The sequence below is a fragment of the Microtetraspora malaysiensis genome, assembly GCF_050947145.1.
GTDB classification, from domain to species: domain Bacteria; phylum Actinomycetota; class Actinomycetes; order Streptosporangiales; family Streptosporangiaceae; genus Microtetraspora_A; species Microtetraspora_A malaysiensis.
The window spans coordinates 8,365,456-8,382,500 of the sequence record NZ_CP191998.1; the positions used below are offsets into that span (position 1 = coordinate 8,365,456).

General features: G+C 68.2%; 18 protein-coding genes and 2 rRNA genes (1 of these 20 running past the window's edge). 10 read left to right on the forward strand and 10 right to left on the reverse strand.

The features are described from left to right. Positions 1-94: 94 nt before the first annotated feature. The 3 genes from ACQP1V_RS39005 to ACQP1V_RS39015 are packed head-to-tail and all read right to left on the reverse strand — an operon-like array spanning position 95 to position 1,910. Positions 95-1,009, reverse strand: a complete 915-nt coding sequence (locus ACQP1V_RS39005) for an NAD-dependent epimerase/dehydratase family protein (protein ID WP_067125869.1) — start codon at positions 1,007-1,009, stop codon at positions 95-97. Between the two features lie 32 nt (positions 1,010-1,041). Continuing rightward, complete coding sequence (gene rsrA / locus ACQP1V_RS39010; protein WP_067125872.1) at positions 1,042-1,308, reverse strand: mycothiol system anti-sigma-R factor; 267 nt, start codon at positions 1,306-1,308, stop codon at positions 1,042-1,044. Beyond that, entirely contained in the window at positions 1,305-1,910 is a 606-nt protein-coding gene (locus ACQP1V_RS39015) for a sigma-70 family RNA polymerase sigma factor (RefSeq protein ID WP_066950648.1), read from the reverse strand. The genes rsrA and ACQP1V_RS39015 overlap by 4 nt, the downstream gene beginning before the upstream one ends. 248 nt (positions 1,911-2,158) lie before the next feature. Here ACQP1V_RS39015 and ACQP1V_RS39020 point away from each other — a divergent pair, with 248 nt between their 5' ends. Beyond that, positions 2,159-2,899, forward strand: coding sequence for a class I SAM-dependent methyltransferase (locus tag ACQP1V_RS39020; protein ID WP_387415115.1), 741 nt, complete (start codon positions 2,159-2,161; stop codon positions 2,897-2,899). 157 nt (positions 2,900-3,056) lie between these two features. Here ACQP1V_RS39020 and ACQP1V_RS39025 read toward each other — a convergent pair whose 3' ends face one another. After that, positions 3,057-3,800, reverse strand: coding sequence for an SOS response-associated peptidase (locus tag ACQP1V_RS39025; RefSeq protein ID WP_067125883.1), 744 nt, complete (start codon positions 3,798-3,800; stop codon positions 3,057-3,059). A gap of 75 nt (positions 3,801-3,875) precedes the next feature. Between ACQP1V_RS39025 and aroA the strand changes: the two genes are divergently transcribed. The 3 genes from aroA (at position 3,876) to ACQP1V_RS39040 (ending at position 6,472) form a co-directional block, all read left to right on the forward strand. Next, on the forward strand, positions 3,876-5,192 hold the full coding sequence (aroA, locus tag ACQP1V_RS39030) for a 3-phosphoshikimate 1-carboxyvinyltransferase (RefSeq protein ID WP_433415992.1): 1,317 nt from the start codon (positions 3,876-3,878) through the stop codon (positions 5,190-5,192). A gap of 91 nt (positions 5,193-5,283) precedes the next feature. Beyond that, positions 5,284-6,231 (forward strand): ribosome small subunit-dependent GTPase A, encoded by a 948-nt coding sequence (gene rsgA, locus ACQP1V_RS39035; RefSeq protein ID WP_245658080.1) that lies wholly within the window; start codon positions 5,284-5,286, stop codon positions 6,229-6,231. 19 nt (positions 6,232-6,250) lie between these two features. Continuing rightward, on the forward strand, positions 6,251-6,472 hold the full coding sequence (locus ACQP1V_RS39040) for a hypothetical protein (RefSeq protein WP_433415995.1): 222 nt from the start codon (positions 6,251-6,253) through the stop codon (positions 6,470-6,472). On the opposite strand, the gene ACQP1V_RS39045 is transcribed toward ACQP1V_RS39040, so the two are convergent. Next, positions 6,463-6,906, reverse strand: coding sequence for a DUF4442 domain-containing protein (locus tag ACQP1V_RS39045; protein WP_067125891.1), 444 nt, complete (start codon positions 6,904-6,906; stop codon positions 6,463-6,465). The two genes, ACQP1V_RS39040 and ACQP1V_RS39045, sit on opposite strands and share 10 nt — an antisense overlap. A 121-nt stretch (positions 6,907-7,027) precedes the next feature. Here ACQP1V_RS39045 and hisN point away from each other — a divergent pair, with 121 nt between their 5' ends. Continuing rightward, positions 7,028-7,774, forward strand: coding sequence for a histidinol-phosphatase (gene hisN, locus ACQP1V_RS39050; RefSeq protein ID WP_433426103.1), 747 nt, complete (start codon positions 7,028-7,030; stop codon positions 7,772-7,774). Between the two features lie 36 nt (positions 7,775-7,810). Here the strand turns inward: hisN and ACQP1V_RS39055 are convergent, their stop codons facing one another. Together ACQP1V_RS39055 and ACQP1V_RS39060 are read right to left on the reverse strand one after the other, a co-directional pair. Next, complete coding sequence (locus ACQP1V_RS39055; protein ID WP_433415998.1) at positions 7,811-8,623, reverse strand: fructosamine kinase family protein; 813 nt, start codon at positions 8,621-8,623, stop codon at positions 7,811-7,813. Further along, complete coding sequence (locus tag ACQP1V_RS39060) at positions 8,610-9,068, reverse strand: low molecular weight protein-tyrosine-phosphatase (protein WP_433416001.1); 459 nt, start codon at positions 9,066-9,068, stop codon at positions 8,610-8,612. The genes ACQP1V_RS39055 and ACQP1V_RS39060 overlap by 14 nt, the downstream gene beginning before the upstream one ends. 152 nt (positions 9,069-9,220) lie before the next feature. Between ACQP1V_RS39060 and pstS the strand changes: the two genes are divergently transcribed. From pstS to ACQP1V_RS39085, 5 genes are all read left to right on the forward strand, one after another. Beyond that, positions 9,221-10,327, forward strand: a complete 1,107-nt coding sequence (gene pstS, locus ACQP1V_RS39065; protein WP_433416004.1) for a phosphate ABC transporter substrate-binding protein PstS — start codon at positions 9,221-9,223, stop codon at positions 10,325-10,327. A gap of 4 nt (positions 10,328-10,331) precedes the next feature. Beyond that, positions 10,332-11,309, forward strand: a complete 978-nt coding sequence (gene pstC / locus ACQP1V_RS39070) for a phosphate ABC transporter permease subunit PstC (protein WP_433416007.1) — start codon at positions 10,332-10,334, stop codon at positions 11,307-11,309. Continuing rightward, positions 11,306-12,196: a phosphate ABC transporter permease PstA gene (gene pstA, locus ACQP1V_RS39075; protein WP_067125907.1), complete on the forward strand. Its 891-nt coding sequence runs from the start codon at positions 11,306-11,308 to the stop codon at positions 12,194-12,196. Before pstC ends, pstA begins: the two co-directional genes overlap by 4 nt. Positions 12,197-12,199: 3 nt before the next feature. After that, positions 12,200-12,976, forward strand: a complete 777-nt coding sequence (gene pstB, locus ACQP1V_RS39080; RefSeq protein ID WP_433416010.1) for a phosphate ABC transporter ATP-binding protein PstB — start codon at positions 12,200-12,202, stop codon at positions 12,974-12,976. Between the two features lie 69 nt (positions 12,977-13,045). Further along, positions 13,046-13,750 carry a response regulator transcription factor gene (locus tag ACQP1V_RS39085; protein WP_433416013.1) on the forward strand — a complete coding sequence of 235 codons (705 nt, stop codon included), beginning with the start codon at positions 13,046-13,048 and terminating at the stop codon, positions 13,748-13,750. A gap of 100 nt (positions 13,751-13,850) precedes the next feature. Here the strand turns inward: ACQP1V_RS39085 and ACQP1V_RS39090 are convergent, their stop codons facing one another. The 3 genes from ACQP1V_RS39090 to ACQP1V_RS39100 form a co-directional block, all read right to left on the reverse strand. Continuing rightward, complete coding sequence (locus tag ACQP1V_RS39090) at positions 13,851-14,507, reverse strand: DUF1707 SHOCT-like domain-containing protein (protein ID WP_387415131.1); 657 nt, start codon at positions 14,505-14,507, stop codon at positions 13,851-13,853. A 538-nt stretch (positions 14,508-15,045) separates the two neighbouring features. After that, a 5S ribosomal RNA gene (gene rrf, locus ACQP1V_RS39095) occupies positions 15,046-15,162 on the reverse strand. Between the two features lie 88 nt (positions 15,163-15,250). Next, positions 15,251-17,045: ribosomal RNA gene (locus ACQP1V_RS39100) — 23S ribosomal RNA — on the reverse strand; it runs 1,309 nt beyond the window's last position.

Consider the following 17,045-nt stretch of genomic DNA (forward strand, 5'->3'; position numbering starts at 1 on the left):
CGGCTCTGGCTGTTCGGCCGTCGACCGTCCGGAACTCGGTGACGTGCCCGTCACGCCGGCCCGGCAAACCCCGTCGGTCTCAGCAGCAACGGTTTCAGGAGCGGGACAGCGCCCAGGAGACGGTGGCCTTGAGGCCGGTGGCGAGATCGGTGCGGGGACGCCAGCCCAGGCCCTCGCGGGCCGGCTCGGGATCGACGGCCATGGCGGGCAGGTCCCCGAGGCGGGCCGGGGCCAGGCCGGGCTCGTCGGGTGCGCCGGCCGCGGCGGCGACGAACGCGTGCAGCTCGCGGTCGGTCGTCTGCACGCCGGTGCCGAGGTTGAACCTGCGCCCGTTCCCGGCGGAGCCGCACGCGCGGGCGAAGCCGTCCACGACGTCCTCGACGAAGACATAGTCCCGTGTCTGCGAGCCATCGCCGTACAGGATGGTGGGGCGTCCGGCGAGGAGCGCGTCCGTGAAGATCGCGACCACCCCGGCCTCGCCCTCGGGTGACTGGCGCGGGCCGTACACGTTGGACAACACGAGTGTGGTGTATTCGAGCCCGTGCAGCGCGCTGTAGGCCGACAGGTAGACCTCGCCGCTCAGCTTGGAAGCGGCGTACGGCGAGCGCGGGTCGGTGGGCGCGTCCCCGGGCACCGGGATGGCGGCGGGCCTGCCGTACACGGCCACCGAGGAGGCGTAGACGACCTTGCGGGCGCCGCTGCGGCGGGCGGCCTCCAGGACGTTGAGGGTGCCCTCGACGTTCACCCGGGCGTCGTGCAGCGGGTCGGCGACGCTCTTGCGGACGCTGATCTGGGCCGCCAGGTGGCAGACCACCTCCGGACGCCACGCCCCGGCCGTCTCGGCGAGGGCGGGGTCCCGCACGTCCATCGTGTGCAGGGCGGCGTCGGGGTTGCGGGTGTTCCCGGAGGACAGGTCGTCCACCACCGCGACCTCGTGCCCGTCGGCCAACAGGCGGTCGACGAGGTTCGAGCCGATGAATCCCGCCCCGCCGGTGACCAGTACGCGCATTCCCGCCCCTTCGTCAGGTGTACGGGGTGATCCTAATCGGCCAGCTCGGCTCGTACCTGCGCGATGCGGGCGAGGACTTTGTCGCGCAGGTCCCCGGGCACGGGATCACAGCCGCAGTGCTTGGCGACGAGCTGCTTGACGACCTTCTCCAGGCCGTACTCCTCCAGACAGGGCCCGCACTCTTCCAAGTGCTGACGGATCTCGGCCCGCCTGCTGTCGTCCAGCTCGCCGTCGAGGTAGCTGTAGACCCGGTCAAGAACCTCACCACAGTCGGTGTCGTGGTGGTCGCCGCAGCTCATCGCCCCTCCTCGTCCCGCACCAGGCCGCGAGCGCGCGCGTAGTCCTCAAGCTGTGTTCGCAGTTGTCTCCGACCACGATGCAGCCGCGACATCACGGTCCCGATGGGGGTCCCCATGATGTCGGCGATCTCCTTGTACGGGAAGCCCTCGACATCGGCAAGGTACACCGCGATGCGGAAATCCTCGGGGAGCGCGGCGAGGGCGTCCTTCACGTCGCTGTCGGGCAGGTGCTCCAGCGCCTCGACCTCGGCCGACTTCAGCCCGGTCGAGGTGTGCGACTCGGCCCTGGCGAGCTGCCAGTCCTCGATCTCCTCGGTCCCGGCCTGCTTGGGCTCCCGCTGCTTCTTCCGATAGCTGTTGATGAACGTGTTCGTCAGAATGCGGTAGAGCCAGGCCTTGAGGTTGGTGCCCTCCTGGAACTGGTGGAACGAGGCGAATGCCTTGGCGAAGGTCTCCTGGAGAAGATCCTCGGCGTCTGCGGGGTTCCGGGTCATCCGGAGCGCGGCGGAGTACAACTGGTCGAGATACGGCATGACGTCGCGCTCGAACCGCTCGCTGCGCTGCTCCAGAGTCTCCTCAGCTGTCTTGGAGACCGGACCCACCCCCTCTAGGACGCCGTACGTAGCCGAGAATACCGGCAGGGTAGTGGCGCCTTCCCCCTGGGCCAGGGGCGCGAGCAACGCGTTCATGCACAACTGCAACAGGGCGGGCGTAGAGTCTGTTCCCGGTACGTTTTCGCGGTACGAACACCCCTCTTTGGGGAAGGACCTACGTACCGGCTGGTAGCCCGGAAACCGATTTCCGCTATCTCATGTCGCTTTCTGAGGTAGCCATAGTCCAGGAGCCGCTCGTGCTGCCCATTCCGGCCAACGAACTCAACGGCTCGGGAGCGCTCGGGCCGTACTGGACCTTCTATCACGCGGTCGTCGCCGAACAGCTCCGCCGATGGCTGCCCGAACGCCCCTCCCTGCTGCTCGACCTGTCCGGCGGCCGCGGCCGCTGGACGGCTCAGGCCGCACGGGCGGGACATCGGGTCATCCAGGTGATGGACTTCCGACGGCTGTCCGAGCCGTGGCTGCGCGACGCGTCCGGCCACGTGCAGAAGGTCCGGGCCGACGATCTCGGCTTCCTCCCCGACGCCTGCGTGGACGCGGTGATCGCGGAGGAGCGCGCCCTCTCGGTCGAGATCATGGCCGAGTCCGTGATCGAGGACGTCGCCCGCGTGCTGAAGCCGGGCGGGCGGACGCTGGTGTGCGTCGACTCACTGGTCCTCGGCATGGCGATCCTCGCCGAGCAGAACTACTGGGCGCACCTGTGCCAGACCGGCGAGGTCATGCTTGTGCCCTGGCCCGACGGGAGCATCACCCGCTGCTTCACCAGCGTCCAGCTCCGCGAGCTGCTGACGGCCGCCGGGCTGGAGGTGGAGTGGGTGCGGCCGCGCACGGTGCTGTCGCCGTCCACGGTCGATCACGTGCTCGCCTCCGGCGGTAACTCCCTGACCCGGCTCGTACGCACCGAGCTGGCGACCCGGCCGGAGGAAGAGGACACGGTGGGCATCCACCTCGTGGCCAGCGCCCGCAAGAAGGGGTGACCCGTACGGCCTGACCCGTCGGCCGAGGTCCGTCCGCCCGCCTTTCCGTAAGAAGTGGGCGACTCCGTCCGGCGGGGTCATGGGTTTTGCGGAAGGGAGCCCGCGGCCTCCCTTTCTTCAGTGGATGCCCGCTTGGTGCGGCCTTTTCACTCCTCGTTCAGAAGAGCACGGCCCGGTCGCCGTCGTCCTTGAGCGGCTCAACGAGGTCGGGACCGTTGTTGCGGACGTTGTTGACCGCGGTCGAGACGGGATAGGCCGCCAGCCGCCCGGCGAGCGCGGGGACCAGCAACCGGCTCGCGTCGCTCACGCGGGGGTCGAGCCATTCGGCCCACCTCTCCCGCTCGATCATCATCGGCATGCGCTCGTGGATGTGGCCGACCCCGTCCTCGGCGTCGGTCGTGATCACCGTGCAGGTGCACAGCCACTTGAGCGGGTCGTCGTCGGCGCGCGAGGGGTCCTTCCAGAACTCGTACAGCCCCGCCATGGCCATGACGCCGCCGTCCTCCGGATGGATGAAGTACGGCTGCTTCGCGGGCTTGGCCCCCTCGGGCGCCTTCATCCACTCGTAGAAGCCGTCCGCGGGGAGCAGGCAGCGGCGCGAGGCGAACGCCCTGCGGAAGGCCGGCTTCTCCGCGACGGTCTCCACCCTGGCGTTGATCATGCGCGATCCGATCGACGGGTCCTTGGCCCAACTCGGCACGAGTCCCCAACGGACCACCCTGAGCTGGCGTACCGGCCGCTCCGTGCTCTCTTCCTTGGGCACCCGGCTCATCACCGCGTAGACCTGCTTGGTCGGTGCGACGTTGTAATCCGGGCCGATCTCCTCGCCCGTGTCGAGCTCGACCTCGAACTCCTGCAGGAGCTCATCCCGCTTGCGGGTGGACGCGTACCTTCCGCACATACCCCCCACCTTGCACCATCCAGGCCGCCGAACGGCACCCCGACGCGGCCCGGGCCTGCCGGTAGGCTTTCAGCCATGCCGACCCAGCCTCTGTGGCCTGCTCCCGTAGCGACCGGGCCGATCCACGCGACGGTCCGCCTGCCCGGCTCGAAGTCTGTGACCAACCGGGTGCTGCTCCTGGCCGCGCTGGCCGAGGCCCCCGGGTCCGTACGGCTCGCGCTGCGCAGCAGGGACGCCGACCTCATGGTCGCGGCGCTGCGCTCGCTCGGCGCGGAGATGACCGCGTCGAACGAGAGCGTGTCGAGCGTGGACTGGGCGGTCACCCCCGGCCCGATCAGGGGCGGCGCCTCGATCGACGTCGGCCTGGCGGGCACCGTCATGCGGTTCGTGCCGCCGGTCGCGGCGCTCGCGGACGGCGAGGTCTTCTTCGACGGCGATCCGCACGCCCGCAAGCGGCCGATGGGCCCGATCCTGGGCGCGCTGCGCGCCCTAGGCGCGAGCGTGAGCGCGGACGCGCTGCCGTTCACCGTACGCGGGCCGATCACGGGCGGCGAGGTCGTGCTGGACGCCTCGGTCTCCTCGCAGATGGTGTCCGGCCTGTTGCTGGCCGCGCCGCGCTTCGAGAAGGGCGTCACCGTACGGCACAGCGGGCCTCCGGTCCCCTCGATGCCGCACATCGCGATGACGGTGCACCTGCTCCGTGAGGCGGGGGTCGAGGTCGACGACTCCGCGCCCGACGTGTGGCGGGTCGAGCCGGGTCCGATCGCGGCACGGGACGTCGTCGTCGAGCCCGACCTGTCGAACGCCGCGCCTTTCCTGGCGGCCGCGCTCGTCACCGGCGGAGCGGTCACCGTGCCGGACTGGCCCGAGGAGACCACGCAGGGCGGGGACCTGCTCCGCGAGCTGCTCGCCGAGATGGGCGCGGACGTGGCGCGCACGCCGGAAGGGCTGCGTGTTACCGGCACCGGCCGGGTGCGCGGCATCGAGGCGGACCTGCACGAGGTGAGCGAGCTGACGCCCACGATCGCCGCGCTCGCCGCGCTGGCCGACGGCCCGTCGCGGATCACCGGCGTGGCGCACATCCGGGGGCACGAGACCGACCGGATCGCCGCGCTCGCCACCGAGATCAACCGGCTCGGCGGCGACGCCCGCGAGACCGACGACGGCCTGGAGATCCGGCCGCGCCCGCTGTCGGGCGGGGTCTTCCACAGCTACGAGGACCACCGGATGGCCACGGCCGGCGCGGTGATCGGCCTGGCGGTGCCGGGGGTCGAGGTGGAGAACATCGCGACCACGGGCAAAACCCTGCCGGACTTCGCCCGCATGTGGACCGACATGCTGGCCGGCTCGGGAGACGTTACGGACACGACGGACGCCACCGGCACGCGGTGACCGGGGCACGCCGTACCCGCGCCGGGAGCGCGGGCGCACGAGAGGGACGGACAGACTGAGTAAGCGGCACTACGACGAGGACGACGTCAGGATCCGGCCGGGCAAGGGGTCCCGGCCGCGGACCCGGCTGCGCCCTGCGCACGAGAAGGCCGTCGAGGGGTTCGTCGTGGCCGTCGACCGCGGGCGCTACACCTGCCTGGTGGGTGACGTCACCGTCGTCGCGATGAAGGCGCGCGAGCTGGGCAGGAAGGGCATCGTGGTCGGCGACCGTGTCGCCCTCGTCGGCGACGTGAGCGGCCGTCCGGACACACTCGCCCGGGTGGTCCGGGTGGAGGAGCGCCGCTCGATGCTCCGGCGCAGCGCCGACGACACCGACGACATCGAGCGTCCCGTCGTGGCCAACGCCGACCAGCTCGTCATCGTCACCGCGCTGGCCGATCCCCCGCCGCGCCCCCGTATGATCGACCGGCTGCTGGTCGCGGCGTACGACGCCGACATCGATCCGCTGCTCTGCCTGACCAAGGCGGACCTCGCGCCCGCCGACGAGCTGGTCGCGCTCTACGACCCGCTCGGCGTGCCGTACGTCGTGGTGAGCAAGGGCGGACAGCTGGACGAGCTGCGCGGCCACATGGAAGACCGGATCAGCGTGCTCGTCGGCCATTCGGGGGTCGGCAAGTCGACGCTGGTCAACGCGCTCGTCCCGACCGCCGGGCGGGCGGTCTCGCACGTCAACGTGGTGACCGGTCGCGGCCGGCACACCTCGACCTCGGCCGTGGCGCTGGAGCTGCCCGAGGGCGGCTGGATCATCGACACGCCCGGGGTGCGCAGCTTCGGCCTGGCGCACGTGCATGTGGAGACCGTGCTCGCGTCCTTCCCCGACCTGAACGAGGCGACCGTCGAGTGCCCCAAGGGGTGCACGCACCTCGGCGACGGGTGCGCCCTCGACCGTTTCGTGGCCGAGGGGCACGCCGATCCCACCCGGCTGGAGTCCCTGCGCCGGCTGCTCACCAGCCGTGAGGGCGGCGACGACGCGCTCTGACCTCTACTACGCCAACACCATGAGCGCCTGCGCGGTCACGATCAAGACGGCCAACCTGGGCGAGCGCACCAAGATCTGGGTGGCTCTGGACGTGCAGAACGCGGGCGTGGCCAAGAACGAGGAGCTCACCACCGATCACACCGTTCCGATCTATCACTACGCGCCCGGGCGGACTCTGGTGCCCGGTGTGGTGGACGTTTCCACCACACCGGAGGCCTTCCGCCGATCAGGCTACGGCTGACGGTTGGGGCGCAGGGTCCAGGAGACGACCACCTCGGAGACGACCACGTCGTCGGCGTTCCTGATCGCCACCGCGACGGTGAACTCGGGCCGCTTCCCCTCGTCCAGCAGGGCCACGACCTCCGCACGGTCGGCCCGCAGCGTCGCGGTGCCGGTCACCTCTCCCTTGGCCAGCTTGAGGTAGCGGATCTCGGCCGAGGTCGCGAGGGGAACGGCCCGGGAGAGCTCGTCGCCGAAGACTGACAGCATGGCCGCGCCCGAGGCCGACTCCGCCAGCGAGAAGAGCGCGCCCGCGTGCGGTCCGCCGACGTGATTGTGCAGGTCAGCGCGGTCGGGCAGGCGGGCGGTCGCCGTCCCCACGCCGACCGAGTCGAAGGAGATGCCGAGCAACCGGGCGAAGGGCACGCTGTCGAGCATGAAAGCGCCGATATCCATGGCGGAATGTTACTCTGCAGTACATTTTGGGGCGATCCCTGATCTGATGTGACCGGCGCGGGACGCGATAGCGTGGGTCCCCGTGACCGGCTACAGCGACGATCTGCGTCTCGCGCACGTGATGGCGGACGCCGCCGACGACATCACCATGCGCCGCTTCAAGGCGGTCGACCTCAAGGTCGACACCAAACCCGACCTCTCGCCGGTCAGCGACGCCGACCGCGCGGTCGAGGAGGCCATCCGCGGCACCCTGCGCCGGGCCCGGCCGCGCGACGCCATCGTGGGCGAGGAGTTCGGCAAGACCGGGTACGGCATGCGCTCGTGGGTGATCGACCCCATCGACGGCACGAAGAACTACGTGCGCGGCGTCCCCGTCTGGGCCACCCTCATCGCACTGATGGAGGAGGGCAAGGTCGTCGTCGGCGTCGTCTCCGCCCCGGCGCTCAACCGCCGCTGGTGGGCCGTCAGGGACGGCGGCGCGTGGACCGGCCGCAACCTGACCAAGGCCACCCGTTGCGCGGTCTCGGGCGTGGGCCGGCTCGCCGACGCGTCGTTCTCCTACTCCAGCCTCACCGGCTGGGAGGAGCAGGGGCGGCTCGACAACATGCTCGATCTCATGCGCGGGGTCTGGCGCACGCGGGCGTACGGCGACTTCTGGTCGCACATGATGGTCGCCGAGGGCGCGGTCGACATCTCCGCCGAGCCCGAGCTGTCGCCCTGGGACATGGCCGCGCTCACCGTGATCGTGGAGGAGGCGGGCGGCACCTGCACCGCCGTCGGCGGCGACGACCCGTTGGAGGCCGGCAGCATGGTCTGCACCAACGGCCGGCTGCACGACGAGGTGCTCAAGCTGCTGAACCGGGACTGATCCCGGTTCAGCTGTCAGGGCGTCGTTTCACGCCGGTCACAGGGCGAGAATCTGCGACACCGCCGACAGCAGGCTGCCGCGGTAGGCCTCGCCGTACAGACAGACATGGACGAGCAGCGGGTGAAACTGGTGCATGGGCACGCGCTCGCGCCACCCGTCGGCGAGCGGCGCGGCCTCGCGGTACGCCGCGAGGATCGTGTTCAGATGCGGCGCGCCGAAGAGGGCGAGCATGGCAAGGTCCGTCTCCCGGTGCCCGCCGTGCGCGGCCGGATCGATGAGGACGGCCCGCTCCGCGCCGGACCCGCCGGAGAACGCCGTCCAGAGCACATTGCCGCTCCAGAGATCGCCGTGGATGCGGCTCGGCGGCTCGGCGGGGCCGCAAACCTCCGGGATGAGGTCGCACGCCTCCTCGATCAGTTTCACGTCCGCGGCCGTCAGCGCCCCGCCGTCCCGTGCCAGCCGTACGAACGGGAGAACGCGGCGCCGCACATAGAAGGACGGCCAGTCCGGGTCGGGCGTGTTGTCCATGGGCAGCTCGGCGATGTGGCCGGGCCATGGCGCGCCGAAATCGGGCGCGCCCGCGCGGTGCAGCTCCGCCAGCTCGCGGCCGAATCGCTCGGCCGCGGCGGCGCTCGCGTGCGCCGGCTCGATCCACTCCAGGACCAGCGTGCCGTCACCGGCCTCGATGACCTCGGGTACAGCGACCGCCCCCGCCTCGGCCAGCCAGCGCAGCCCGGCCGCCTCGGAGGCCAAGTCCGCGCCGCGCTTGACGAAGACCCGGCGGCCGTCGATCTCGCCCTCGTGCAGCGTCCAGGCGTGGCTGGAGCCCAGGTCCCTAATGATCTGCAAGATACGTCGCCAGCCCTTCCGAGGCGGCCTCGACCATCCTGAGCACGTCGCGGAAGCCCGAGCCGCCTCCGTAGTACGGATCGGGCACCTCCGCCCCCGGGGGCGAGGCGGGGTCGAAGGAGCGGAACAGCCGCACATCCGCGTCGGGCGGGGTGATCCCGCGCACGGCGCGCAGGTTCTCCGCGTCCATGACCAGGACGAGGTCGCGCTCGGCGCACCAGACGGGGTCGAACCGTCTGGCCCGGTGTGTGGAGCCGTCATACCCGCCCTCGGCCAGCGTCGCCAGCGCCCGCTCGTCCATGGGCTCGCCGACATGCCAGCCACCGGTGCCCGCGCTGTCGACCTCGACCTCGAGGCCGTGCTTCTCCAGCGTGCGGCGGAGCACGAACTCCGCCATCGGCGAGCGGCAGATGTTGCCCAGGCAGACCAGGCAGATGCGCTTCATGTGCTCATCGTCCCAGCTCGCCGTGTCCCCACGGGAATCGGCACAAGAGCGACTGTGGCCGTTCACCACCCGTTCACCTTTAACGGGGGATTAAGTCACCTTGGCTCTTTACCGTCCTACCTGTTGAAAGAGCAAAGTGGGAGGACATAACCGTGAAGTATGCAGGCCGGCTCGCCGCGGCCGCCATCGCCGGCGTGCTTTCGCTCGCTGCGTGCGGCACTGATAACAACACCGACGCCGACAGTGGTGCGCCCGCTGCCGGCTCCTCCGCCGCAGCCGGCGGTCTGTCGGGAACCATCAACGCGGCCGGCTCCTCCGCACAGGGCCCCGCCATCGAGGAGTGGAAGAAGTCCTTCCAGTCCGCGAACCCGGGGGTGAGCCTCAACTACCAGCCCAGCGGTTCCGGCGCGGGCGTCCAGGCGTTCGTCCAGGGCACCGTGGCCTTCGCGGGCTCCGACTCCGCTCTGAAGGACGACAAGGGCGAGCCGGCGCAGGCCGACGCCCGTTGCAAGACCGGCAAGGCGATCAACCTTCCGATGGTCACCGGCCCGGTCGCGGTCGTCTACAACCTCCCGGGTGTCGACGGGCTGCAGCTCTCCCCGAAGACGATCGCCGGCATCTTCAACAGCCAGATCACCAAGTGGGACGACCCGGCGATCAAGGCCGACAACCCGGACGCCAAGCTTCCCTCGACCGCGATCCAGGCGTTCCACCGCTCGGACGAGTCGGGCACCAGCGACAACTTCACCAAGTTCCTCAAGACCACGGCGGACTGGCCGTACGAGCCGGCGAAGGCCTGGCCGGCCGAGGCCAAGGGCCAGGGCTCCAAGGGCAGCGACGGGGTCGCCTCCTCGGTGAAGAGCACCGAGGCCTCGATCAGCTACGTCGACCTCGCGTACGCGGAGAACTCGCAGCTCCAGAAGGCCAAGGTCGCCAACGGCTCCGGTGAGTTCGTCGAGCTCACCCCGGAGAGCGCGGCCAAGACCGTTGAGTCGGCCGAGATCGTCGGCACCGGCAACGACCTGAAGCTGTCGATCGACTACGCCACCAAGGCCGCGGGCGCGTACCCGATCGTCCTGGTGACCTACGAGATCACCTGCGAGAAGGGCCTGTCCGCCGAGGACACCAAGCTGGTCAAGTCCTTCCTGACCTACACGGCCAGCGACGAGGGCCAGCAGGCGCTCACCGGCCTCGGCTACGCCCCGCTCCCGGCGACCCTGCTCACGAAGGTTCGCACCGCCGTCGAGGCGATCTCCTAACCAGATGGTCACGACATCACCTACACGTGAAGGCGGACCGGCCGTGCGCCGGTCCGCCTTCCGGCGCAGCCGTGGCGATGTGCCGTTCCGTTTCGCCTCGACCGGAGCGGGCGTCGTCCTCCTGGCGATCATGGCGGCCGTCGGCGTCTTCCTGGTCGTCAAAGCCATCCCCGCGCTCCAGGCGAACACCGCGAACTTCCTGACCGAGAAGATCTGGACCCCCAACGCGGTGGAGCCGCAGTTCGGCATCGCCTCGCTCGCGTTCGGAACCGTGCTCAGCTCATTCCTGGCGCTGATCATCGCGACGCCGGTCGCCATCGGCGTGGCGCTGTTCATCTCCCACTACGCGCCGCGTCGCCTGGCCGCCGTCCTCGGCTACGTCGTCGACCTGCTGGCCGCGGTGCCCAGCGTCGTCTACGGCCTGTGGGGCGTCACCTTCCTGGTGCCGTTCATGCGCGGCCCGTCGGAGTTCCTGAACACGTACTTCGCCTGGATCCCGCTGTTCGGCGGAGACCAGGTCGTCGGCAAGTCCATGCTGACCGCATCCATCGTGCTGGCGATCATGATCCTGCCGATCATCGCGGCGATCTCGCGCGAGGTGTTCCTCCAGGCGCCCAAGATGCAGGAGGAGGCCGCGCTCGCCCTCGGGGCCACCCGGTGGGAGATGATCCGGATGTCGGTGCTGCCCTTCGGCCGCCCCGGCATCATCAGCGCGGCGATGCTCGGCCTCGGACGGGCCATGGGCGAAACGATCGCGGTCGCGCTCATCCTCCCCGCGACCTTCGGGATCTCGTTCCAGATCCTCGGTCCGAACGGCAACAGCATCGCCGCCAACATCGCCAACGGATTCGGCGAGGCGACCGCCATCGGCCGTGGCGCGCTGATCGCGTCCGGTCTCGTCCTCTTCCTGATCACGCTGGTGGTGAACATGGGCGCCCGCATGATCATTGCCCGCCGTAAGGAGTTCGCGAGGGCCGCATGACCACTGTCCAAACGGGCATCCAGCCCATCTCGACCAGCCGCCGGGTGAAGGACCGCGTCGTCCAGGCGCTGGTCTATCTCGCGTTCGCCATCGCGGTCGTCCCTTTGCTGTCGGTGCTGTGGCTCGTCGTCAAGAACGGCCTGGCGCGCTTCGACCTGGAGTTCCTCACCCACTCGATGCGCAACATCGGAGCCAGGGACGCCGGCGGCGGCGCATACCACGCGATCATCGGAACCCTGGAACAGGTCCTCTTCGCCTCGCTCATCGCGGTGCCGATCGGTCTGCTCACCGCCGTCTACCTGGTGGAGTACGGCAGCGGCGGCCGGCTCTCCCGGTGGATCAGCTTCTTCGTGGACGTCATGACCGGCGTCCCATCAGTCGTTTCCGGCCTCTTCGTGCTGGCGTTCTGGGTCCTCGCCCTCGGCATGCCCTTCTCGGGCTTCGCCGGCGCGATGGCGCTGTCCATCCTGATGATGCCCGTGGTGGTCAGGTCGGCCGAGGAAATGCTGCGCCTCGTGCCGAACGACCTGCGCGAGGCGTCGTACGCGCTGGGCGTCCCGAAATGGCGCACCATCGTCAAGGTCGTGCTGCCCACCGCGTTCACCGGCATCGTGACCGGCGTGATGCTCGCCGTCGCCCGCGTCGCCGGCGAGACCGCCCCGCTGCTGCTCACCGTCTTCTTCACCGACTCCATCAACAACAACCCGTTCAACGGGCCGCAGATGGGCCTCCCCCTGTACGTCTTCGACCAGGCGGGACGGCCGACCGACACGGCGATCGACCGCGCGTGGACCGGGGCACTGACCCTGATCCTGATCGTCATGCTGCTCAACCTGGTGGCGCGCCTCATCGCGTGGTGGCGCTCGCCCGCGAAGAGAGGGTCTTAGGACATGGCCAAGCAGATCGAGGTCTCCGGACTCGACGCCTACTACGGGGCGCACAAGGCCATCGAGGACATCACGATGACCATCGAGCCGCGTACCGTGACGGCGTTCATCGGCCCGTCCGGGTGCGGCAAGTCCACCTTCCTGCGGACGCTCAACCGGATGCACGAGGTCGTCCCCGGCGCCCGCGTCGAGGGCAAGGTCCGCCTGGAGGACCAGGACCTCTACGGTCCCAACGTGGATCCGGTCTCCGTCCGCCGGACCATCGGCATGGTGTTCCAGCGGCCCAACCCGTTCCCGACGATGTCCATCTACGACAACGTCGCCGCCGGCCTCCGGCTCAACGGGCGGTTCTCCAGGTCGGAGCTGGACGGCATCGTCGAGTCCTCCCTCAAGGGCGCCAACCTCTGGAACGAGGTCAAGGACCGCCTCAACAAGCCCGGCTCCGGCCTCTCCGGCGGCCAGCAGCAGCGTCTGTGCATCGCCCGGGCCATCGCCGTACGCCCGCAGGTCCTGCTCATGGACGAGCCCTGCTCGGCCCTCGACCCGATCTCCACGCTCGCGATCGAGGACCTCATCTCGTCGCTCAAGCAGGACTACACGATCGTGATCGTGACGCACAACATGCAGCAGGCCGCCCGCGTCAGCGACAAGACCGCGTTCTTCAACCTGGCCGGCCAGGGCCAGCCGGGCAAGCTCATCGAGATGGACGACACGTCCAAGATCTTCACCAACCCCGGCGAGAAGGCGACCGAGGACTACATCACCGGCCGTTTCGGCTGACCCCGGCCCGAATCTGGGCGCGGTCCGGCTTCTTCGTGAAACGGAACGGAACGAAGTGGAGGAACCCGGGTGACGGTACCCGCAGTGGTGGGGGACACTCGGTCGGCACCCATACTCCTGGTGGCCGATCCGGACAACGACCTGATCCGGCAACTCACGGCAGCTCTTGAACCCGAAGGCGTCGAGGTCGCCGGCGTGGCCGACGGCGCCCAGGCGCTGCTCCAGGCGGGCGCCCTCCAGCCCGACGCCGTCCTGATCAGCGCCTCGCTCCCCATCATCGGCCCGCTCGACTTCGTCCGCGCCGTACGGCTGGCGCGGGCCGTACCGGTCCTGCTCGGCATCGACTTCAGCAGCGATGCCGAGCAGGCCGTACTCGCCCTCGCCGCGGGGGCGACAGCCTGCGTGGCCCGGCCGTACCGCGCCCCCGAACTACTCCCCCTCGTCCAGGCCGCCTTCCGGCGCCAGGAGATCGAGCGGACCGTACTGACGATCGGCAACGTCGCGCTGGACGTCACCGCCTACCAGGTCAAGGTCAGCGGGAAGATCGTGCATCTCCCCCTCAGAGAGTTCGAGCTCCTGCACTACCTGATGCGCAACGCCGACCGTACGGTGACCCGCGGACAGATCATGCGACACGTCTGGCATGCCTCCGACGCCATGTCCACGAACACCATCGCGGTCCACGTGAAGCGCCTCCGCGCCCGCCTCGGCGACGTGGACGACCAAATGATCCAAACCGTCCGCGGCGTCGGCTACCGCCTGATCTCCAGCTGAGCTTCCTTTCGGACTCCAAGCATGCGGGGGACGCGGGGCCCGCCGGCCCCGCGATGCGGCGTAACGACGGCCGGCCGTCCCCGCCCGGGGCTGAGCGCCGCTACCTGGTGGACCGGCCGATCATGCGGCGCAGCCGGCCGGGGCGACGAGGCGGGCGAATGTCCACACTGCCACCCGCGATCTCGCCGGCCACGATGATCTGGTGGCCGATCGGCACGTCCGGCGGCGCGTTCTTGGCGGACCGGTCGCGCACGGAGCCGCCGAGCATACTCACCTCGTTGGCGTCCACGGCATAGCCCGGCGGGACGATGATGCGCAGCGACCCTCCGCGCATGCGCACGTTCACCTCGGTGGTCGTACCCGCGACCGTCGCTCGGGTGAAGTCGAGGAGCACCGAACCTCCACGCATGTCCAGATCCAGCCTCTTCGGGACGATCCAGACCCCCTCATATCTGACGCTGCCGCCGACCCGCTTGACGTGCACGACATCTTTGGGCTGCACTGGCGGAACGGCGAGCGCCTGGTTCAGGGTGGCGAGCGCACCCGAGCCATACCCGGGCAGATCACCCAGTAGCGGCGCCAGGTCCGCGTAGGTTCGGGCGGCGAAAGCCGCCTCCAGCCGCTCTTCGAGCTCTTCCATGGTCAGCCGGCCATCCCCAGCGGCCACCCGCAGCGCATCGGCGACCCGGTCGCGATCCTCATGCGAGGCCCGCATCTCCTTTGGGTCCCTCGGTTCCATCGGCGTCGGAAGGCTCATGATCGGCACGATATTGCATCCACGGGGTATCGGTCACTGGCAAGTCACCAGACAACCATTCGCTCCAATAACCCACCACGACCGGATCTGAGCAGCCATCCTCGCGTCCCGCCCCACAGCAACACGACCCACGGCAGAGACACCCCCATCCACGCCATTGCCGCCTACGCCAACGCCTTACACCAGCCGCGGCACCCCACACCCGCCACCAGGTTCTCGGGACCGGTGCCGGCAATCGCCGCCCTCAATATCCCCCCCCACCACAGCAGCACCCTCACCCCGCCGACATCACCACCCCACCGAAGAAACAGCCCCAAAACAAAAAAGGGGCCCCACCGGACCCCCCAAAACACCCACCACACAAACCATCGCCGACACAACACCACCACCAGCCCCGGCCGGCGACCCACAACCCCGCCCCCGGCCACAACCACCAGCCGCGAGCGGCGGCCACAACCCCAATCAACCGCGGAAACAACCCCCAAAAACGAAGAAAGGGCCACCCCTGTTAAGGGGTAGCCCTTCCTCACAAAAAATTGTCCGGCGGCGTCCTACTCTCCCACACCCTCCCGAGTGCAGTACCATCGGCGCTGGAAGGCTTAACTACCGGGTTCGGAATGTAACCGGGTGTTTCCCAACCGCTATAACCGCCGTAACCCTATGAAACACACAACCAGCCACCCACCATCACAGCGGGCAGGACTGTTTGCAGTCTCTGAATCGCATAGTCGACGCGAACATCTATGGACAAGTCCTCGGCCTATTAGTACCGGTCAGCTCCACACGTTACCGCGCTTCCACTTCCAGCCTATCAACCCGGTCATCTACCGGGAGCCTTACCCCACAAAGGGTGGGAGACCTCATCTCGAGACGAGCTTCCCGCTTAGATGCTTTCAGCGGTTATCCCTTCCGAACGTAGCCAACCAGCCGTGCTCCTGGCGGAACAACTGGCACACCAGAGGTTCGTCCGTCCCGGTCCTCTCGTACTAGGGACAGCCTCTCTCAAGTCTCCTGCGCGCGCAGCGGATAGGGACCGAACTGTCTCGCGACGTTCTAAACCCAGCTCGCGTACCGCTTTAATGGGCGAACAGCCCAACCCTTGGGACCTACTCCAGCCCCAGGATGCGACGAGCCGACATCGAGGTGCCAAACCATCCCGTCGATATGGACTCTTGGGGAAGATCAGCCTGTTATCCCCGGGGTACCTTTTAGCCGTTGAGCGACACCGCTTCCACAAGCCGATGCCGGATCACTAGTCCCAGCTTTCGCTCCTGCTCGACCCGTCAGTCTCACAGTCAAGCTCCCTTGTGCACTTACACTCGACACCTGATTACCAACCAGGCTGAGGGAACCTTTGGGCGCCTCCGTTACTCTTTAGGAGGCAACCGCCCCAGTTAAACTACCCACCAGACACTGTCCCCCACCCGGATACACGGGCGCGGGTTAGACGTTCAAAACGACCAGAGTGGTATTTCACCAATGACTCCACCCCAACTAGCGTCGAGGCTTCCCAGTCTCCCACCTATCCTACACAAGACGCTCCAAACGCCAATGTCAAGCTGTAGTGAAGGTCCCGGGGTCTTTCCGTCCTGCTGCGCGTAACGAGCATCTTTACTCGTAGTGCAATTTCACCGGGTCTGTGGTTGAGACAGCGGGGAAGTCGTTACGCCATTCGTGCAGGTCGGAACTTACCCGACAAGGAATTTCGCTACCTTAGGATGGTTATAGTTACCACCGCCGTTTACCGGCGCTTAAGTTCTCAGCTTCGCATACCCGAAGGCACACTAACCGGTCCCCTTAACGTTCCGGCACCGGGCAGGCGTCAGTCCGTATACATCGTCTTACGACTTCGCACGGACCTGTGTTTTTAGTAAACAGTCGCTTCCCCCTGGCCACTGCGGCCTCCACCAGCTTCGGAGGAAAACTCCTACACCAACAGAGGCCCCCCTTCTCCCGAAGTTACGGGGGCAATTTGCCGAGTTCCTTAACCACAGTTCACCCGAACGCCTTAGTATTCTCTACCTGACCACCTGAGTCGGTTTCGGGTACGGGCCGCTACGACACTCACTAGAGGCTTTTCTTGGCAGCATAGGATCACCCACTTCACCACAATCGGCTCGGCATCACATCTCAGGCTACATGGCAGACGGATTTGCCTATCTGCCGCCCTACATGCTTACCCCGGGAACAACCATCGCCCGGGATGGGCTACCTTCCTGCGTCACCCCATCGCTTACCTACTACCAGATCAGGCCAGGCGTTCACCCTCACCACCATCCCGAAGGACAGCAGGGGTTAAGGACCCTTAGTATCACTGGATTCGATATGGGCGCATCACAGCGGGTACGGGAATATCAACCCGTTATCCATCGACTACGCCTGTCGGCCTCGCCTTAGGCCCCGACTTACCCTGGGCGGATTAGCCTAGCCCAGGAACCCTTGGTCATCCGGCGCAGAAGTTTCTCACTTCTGATTCGCTACTCATGCCTGCATTCTCACTCGCACAACCTCCACGGCTGGATCACTCCGCCGCTTCAC